Source organism: Streptomyces aureus, assembly GCF_001418135.1.
GTDB classification, from domain to species: domain Bacteria; phylum Actinomycetota; class Actinomycetes; order Streptomycetales; family Streptomycetaceae; genus Streptomyces; species Streptomyces aureus_A.
This window is the reverse complement of record NZ_LIPQ01000321.1, coordinates 1-5,739: the sequence shown is the minus strand read 5'-3', so window position 1 is coordinate 5,739 and position 5,739 is coordinate 1. Positions and strand designations below refer to the sequence as shown.

4 protein-coding genes and 1 pseudogene are annotated in these 5,739 nt (G+C 73.5%); all 5 read right to left on the bottom strand.

The window, feature by feature from the left end; all coding sequences use genetic code 11:
* Nucleotides 1-244: pseudogene (locus AOK00_RS25360) on the bottom strand (sensor histidine kinase); the annotation flags it as partial.
* 78 nt (nucleotides 245-322) lie between these two features.
* Nucleotides 323-1,933: a serine/threonine-protein kinase gene (locus AOK00_RS25355; RefSeq protein WP_055602577.1), complete on the bottom strand. Its 1,611-nt coding sequence runs from the start codon at nucleotides 1,931-1,933 to the stop codon at nucleotides 323-325.
* 137 nt (nucleotides 1,934-2,070) lie between these two features.
* Entirely contained in the window at nucleotides 2,071-3,777 is a 1,707-nt protein-coding gene (locus AOK00_RS25350; protein ID WP_055602576.1) for an AMP-binding protein, read from the bottom strand.
* A gap of 95 nt (nucleotides 3,778-3,872) precedes the next feature.
* Complete coding sequence (locus AOK00_RS25345) at nucleotides 3,873-4,466, bottom strand: lytic polysaccharide monooxygenase auxiliary activity family 9 protein (RefSeq protein ID WP_055602575.1); 594 nt, start codon at nucleotides 4,464-4,466, stop codon at nucleotides 3,873-3,875.
* Nucleotides 4,467-4,594: 128 nt separating this feature from the next.
* A partial coding sequence (locus AOK00_RS25340) for an SPFH domain-containing protein (RefSeq protein ID WP_254047494.1) occupies nucleotides 4,595-5,739 on the bottom strand: 1,145 nt, incomplete at its 5' end.

Here is a 5,739-nt window from a genome sequence, read left to right as displayed (position 1 = left end):
GGGCCGGGTCGAGGTCGACGAGGCGGAGGCGGCGGCGCTCGACGCCGCCGAGGGCGAGGCCGGAGAGGAGGAGTGGGGGCAGCCCGACGAGCAGGACCGACAACAGCCCGAGCAGCACGAACACGGCGCAGACGGTGCCGCCGAGGAGCGCGCCGGTCGCCAGGTACGCGACGGCTCGCCAGGGCCATGGCCCGAGGGGGAACCGGGGCCGGGTGAGCGCCTGCCAGGGGTTACGGGGGTCCATGCGGCCCCACGGTAGGCGGCGGGACCGGGGGCGGGCCATGGAACGGGAGCTGCGTGCTCCCCCCGGGGGCTTCCTCCCTCAGGGCGCCCGCCAGACCGTCAGGTCCCCGGTCAGGAAGTTGATCCCGCTCTGCGGCATGGCGGTCGACTTCACCTGGATGACGAACAGGGCGATGTCACCGGAAGGGTGCTTGAGGCAGATCTCGCTGCCGGCCGCCGCCCAGGCCAGTGAAAGATCGCGGCTCGCATCGCCGGCGAGGGCGGCGCGGCACGCGTCGAGGGTGGCTCCCGGCTTGCCGAGGTGCAGCTGCATCAGGCTGGTGCGGCTCTCCAGGCCGCAGGTCTCCTTGCAGACGAGGCGGATGTCCCCCTTGCGGTCCTCGCGCTCGATCGGCTCCTTGATGCTCATGGAGTTCTTCTCGGTCAGCATCTGGAAGGGGTACGCGACGGCTTGAGGCGGTTCGGGCGCCGTCGTGGAGGGGCGCGACGCCCTCCCCCATGTCCGGCCGCCGTCCTTCGACGCGGAGGCGGAGGCGGAGGACGACGCGGACGGACCGGGGGGCGTCGTGCTCGCGGACGCCGCGCGGTCGCGGATCCGGTCCACGGCGTCCATGACCGTCCATGTCAGGCCCGTCAGGAGGAGGGCGCCCGCCGTGACGGCGGCGGCCGTGACGAGGGCGGTGCGCCGTCTCCGGGACGGCCGCTCGTCCGGCGCCGTGGGTTGTGGTCGCGGCCACGGCTGCGGGAGCAGCGGCAGCGTGTGCACCGGGGTGGGGTCCGGCACCGGATCCGGCACCGTGGGCTCGGGCCCCGTGACCTCCCGCCAGACGGCCGGGCCCGCGCCCGCGTCCGCGTCCCGGCCGAGGTGTCGCCGGCACCACTCGACGACCTCCGCCGGGGTGGGCCGCTCCTCCGGAGCGGCGGCCAGGCATCGCGCGATCAGCGGACGGAGCTGCGAGGGAAGACGGGACAGGTCGGGTTCGGAGTGCACGATGCGGTACAGCACGCTGACCGAGGGGCCGTCGCCGTACAGCGGTTCTCCCAGCGCCGCGAAGGCCGCCGTCTGACCGAGCGCGAAAACGTCCGTCGCCGCCGTGAGTTCGCCCGCGGACGCCTGCTCGGGGGCCATGAACGAGGGCGTGCCCATCGCGGTGCCGGTCGCCGTGTGCGAGGTGATGCCGGAGGCGAGCGAGATGCCGAAGTCGATCACTCGTGGACCGTCGGCGGCCAGGAGCACGTTCGACGGCTTCAGGTCCCGGTGCACGATTCCCGCACCGTGGATGGCCTGCAGCGCCTCGGCGACGCCCGCCATCAGCCACAGCACCGCAGGCACGGGCAGCGGCCCGCGCCGGGCGACGGCCTCGGCCAGGGACGGCCCGGGTACGTACAGGGTCGCCAGCCAGGGCGGTACGCCGTCCGCGTCGGCGTCGATCAGCTCTGCGGTGTACGCGCCCCGGACCCGTTGGGCGGCCTTGATCTCCCGGCGGAAGCGGTGCCGGAACGCCGGGGAGTCGGTCAGTTCCGGCCGCACGACCTTGATGGCCACCGGCCGGCCTCCCGGTGTGTGCGACAGGTAGACCCGGCCCATGCCGCCCGCGCCGAGCCGGGCCGCGATGCGGTAGCCCGCCACCACGGGCGGATCGTCCGCCTGTAGTGGCTGGAACACCTCGGTCGTGTCGTCCCTCTGCACCTGTCCCCCCGAATCCCTTGATCGGCGGCTGTGCCGGCCGATGGCAGCAGCGTAAGCGGGAGGGCGTGGGGACCGGCCGTCAGGGTTCGCGATCCCGGGCACGGACGAGGCCGAACACCACCGGTGCGCCCGGCGGTTCAGACGCGGTGGTCCGGGGTGGGGGTGCGGTCGTGGCGCGCGTACTCCGCCCTGAGGGTGGCCGTGGCCGCGGGAGTCAGGGGCTCGTACGGGGCGCCCGGCGCCGGGCGCCACCAGATCGGGTCCTCGCAGAGGAAGGACGCGCGGCGGAGGGCGACCCGGTGGATCTTGTTCGTCGCGGTGAGGGGGAGTTCGGGCATCACCCGGACGAAGCGCGGCGGCATCTTCGTCCCCAGGTCCCGCTGCGCCGCGAGGAACGTCGCGAACTCCGCCGGGTCGAAGACCGCCCCCTCCCGCAACGCGAGCGCCGCCATCACCTGGTCCCCCGCCACCGGGTCCGGTATCGCGTAGACCGCGACCCCGGCGGCCCGGTCCCAGCGGGCCAGGATGTTCTCGATCATCGCCGCCGCCAGGTTCTCGCTGTCGACCCGCAGCCGGTCGTCCGTACGGCCCGCGAAGTAGAGGTAGCCGTCCGCGTCCCGGTAGAAGAGGTCGCCCGTCCAGTACCAGCCTCGCCCAGAGCCTTCGGCCTGGGGGTGCCCCCGGCGCAGCCGCGCGGCGTCCGCCTCCGGGTTGCGCCAGTACCCCTCGAAGGCGCTGCGGCCCCGGTTCACGAGTTCTCCGACCGCCTCGGCGGCGTTGAGGAGCCGGCCCGTGGGGGAGAAACGGGCCGGCTCGCACTCCCGGCCCGTCTCCGCGTCCACCACCGCCAGGTCGTCGGCCGGTGCCGCCCGGCCCACCGCGCCCGCCGGCGTGTCCGGCGTCCGCTGGATCGACGCGCCTCCCTCCGAGGAGCCGTACCCCTCCACGAGCGGCACGCCGAAGCGCTCCCGGAAGCGCGCCGCGTCCACCGCCCCCGCCTCCGTGCCGAAGCCGAGGCGCAGCCGGTGCACGTGGTCCTCGGGGGTGGGCGGGGTCGCCAGGAGGTACTGCACCGCCCGGCCGACATAGGTGAAGTAGGTGGCTTCGAAGCCCCGTACGTCCGAGAGGAAGCGGGAGGCGGAGAAGCGGGCCCTCAGCGCCACCCCCGCCCCGGCGGCCAGCGCCGGCGCCCAGTCCGCGATCACCGCGTTCCCGTGGAACATCGGCATGCAGATGTAGTGGACGTCGTCCCGCCCCACGGAGAAGTGGGCCGCGAGCGAGGCACCGGCCGCCGCCAGTCGGCCCTGGCTGCAGAGCGCCGCCTTCGGCGCGCCCGTCGAACCGGACGTGAAGGAGAGCAGGAAGCGGCTGTCGGGGCGTACGGGGCCGAGGCGCGCGTCGCCCGGCCGGGCGGACCCGTACGGCCCGAGGAGTTCCCTGTACGCGTCGGTGTCCGTGACCAGGATCCGCACGCCGGGCAGCGGGAGTCCGTCGAGGAGCGGCAGATGGGCGCGCTGGGTGACCAGGACCCGGCACGCGGTGTGCCGGATGTCCCGGGCGAGTTCGGCACCGCGCCGGGTGGGGTTGATCCCGGCGACGGCGGCCCCCGCGAGGGCCGCCGCGCCGAGCCAGAGCGGGTACTCCGGCGTGTTGTCGAGCAGGATGCCGAGGTGCGGCTCGCCCCCCGGCCGGGGTGGCATCAGGTCCACGAGCAGTGCGGCCCGCGCGGCGGCGCCGGCGGCGACCTGGTGATGGGTGAGGGTGTGGTGCTCGTCCCTCAGCCCGATCCGGTGGTCGCCCCATTGGCGTCGTACGAGTTCCGCGACGGTGTCCGCACCCCTCATGGGCCGGACTGTAACTGACGGGTCATCAGAAATGAACCGTCAGGGACGGCCACTCGGCGACCGTCCTCAGCGACGGTCACCGAGCCGCCCGGGTGTCAGAACTTGACGTCCGAGCACGCGTAGAACGCGTTCGCCGTGTCCGCGATCGTCCACACCGCCAGGATCAGGTGGCGGCCCGTCTTGCCCGCCGGGATGGTCCCGGAGTGCGAGAGGGTCGCCGGCGGCTGCTGGTTGTTGTAGGGGACGGTCAGGAACGGCTGGGGATCCAGCATGGCCCGGGTCAGCTTCTGGGTCCCGGTCCAGCCGTTCTTGGTGATGTAGTACTTGAAGTCGGTGGTGCGGTGCCGGGCCGTGAACTGCCAGCGGAAGCTGTAGCTCTGGCCCGCCGAGAGCTGCGTCGTGGGCCACGCACCGCCCCGCGGGTCGTCCAGCTGGGCGAACTGCGTGAGCCCGGCGGAACAGATCTTGCCGTCGGCGGGACCGGCGGCGGGGAAGCCCTTGAGGCCCTCGACCGACTGGGGCTCCCACTGTATGGAGCCGCAGTTGGTCACGGTGCCGTTGGCGCAGAGCTTCTGACGGCTGATCGGCGAGTCGGTGTAGCCGTGACTGCCGGCACTACCGGTGGCGAAGAGGGTGACGCCGGCGACGCCGAGCGCCACCGCCGCCGCCCCGACTGACTTTTTGCGCATGCTTCGCTCCAGGAGAACGTGGGGGAGTTCCGTTGGGCCGTGCGCGCACGCGTGCGGTGGTACGTCGTACCGATTTTGGTCTGGACCAAGTACCAAGGTATGGACGGAAGTTGAACATGTCCATCCCTTCACGCCCCCTCTACAGGACCCGTCCGACCCGTGTAGAACGCCACCGTCAGGTCCTTGACCAGCGCCTTGCGCTCGTAGTCGTCGAGCTCCACCAGACCACGACTGGTCAGCCGGTGGACCACGTCGTCCACCGCGTCCACCACCGAGGTGAGCACGCTGTCCCGGTGCTTCGCGTCGATCGCCGCGATCCGGCGCCGGCGCATCGCCGCCGCCACGTCCGGCGCGTACTCGATCCGCGTCGGCTGTGCCGAGAACACGTCCACACCCACCGGGGCGCACTCCGCCGACAGCACCCGCGTCAGCGCCTCACCGACGGCCTCCGCGTCCCGGAGCGTCGGGGCGTCCTCGTGGAAGGCGTCCGCGGGAAGCTGCGACAGCACCCGCGCCATGGCCGCCTCCACCTGCTCCCGCAGATAGTCCTCGTGCCCGTCGACGCCGAGCGCCGCCCGGACGGTGTCCCGCACCCGCCACACCACGAGCACGGTGACATCGAGCGCGGTGCCCTTGGCGTCCACCGCCGACAGCGGCTCACTGCGCCAGTGCCGGAGCCGTACGTCGACGCGGCGCCGCAGCAGGAGCGGGCTGACCCAGACCAGACCCGTACGGCGGACCGTGCCGCGGTAGTCGCCGAACAGGGTCAGCACCCAGGCGTAGCCGACCCGGCCCCGGCCGAGCCCGCCGAGCGCGAACAGGGCGAGGACGACGCCGAGCGCGAGGAGCGCCCACTGACCGAGATGGATCCCGTTGTACGGACGTTCCGGCAGCCGCAGCATCCGGGCCGCCTCCCCGGGCACCGCCCCGGCCCACCACACGACCGCCGCGCACGCGGAGAGCGCGAGGGCCCCGCCGACGACCCCGACCCATCCCGGCAGCACCGGTCCGGGGCGCTCGACGAGAGCGGGGTCCGCGGTGGGCGCGGGGCGGGAGGCGGAGGCCTGGGCCTGGGCGCGGGTGGGGGCGACCTTGGCGGCGGCAGGGGTCCTGGCGGCCTGGGTCCTGGGCTGCGTCGTGCCCTGAACCGTGGGCTGCGCCTTGCCCTGAGCCTTGGTCTGAGCCTTGGTCGGTGCGTCGAGCCGTCCGTCGAGCTTCACGTTCGGCGGGGGCTTCGGCTTCTGCTTGGACTTGGCCCGGCTCGCGGCCTTGG

Excerpts from the sequence above, each read along its gene's own strand:
- AOK00_RS25350 (WP_055602576.1), bottom strand. The coding sequence starts at position 3,777 with ATGAGGGGTGCGGACACCGTCGCGGAACTCGTACGACGCCAATGGGGC.
- AOK00_RS25345 (WP_055602575.1), bottom strand. The coding sequence starts at position 4,466 with ATGCGCAAAAAGTCAGTCGGGGCGGCGGCGGTGGCGCTCGGCGTCGCC.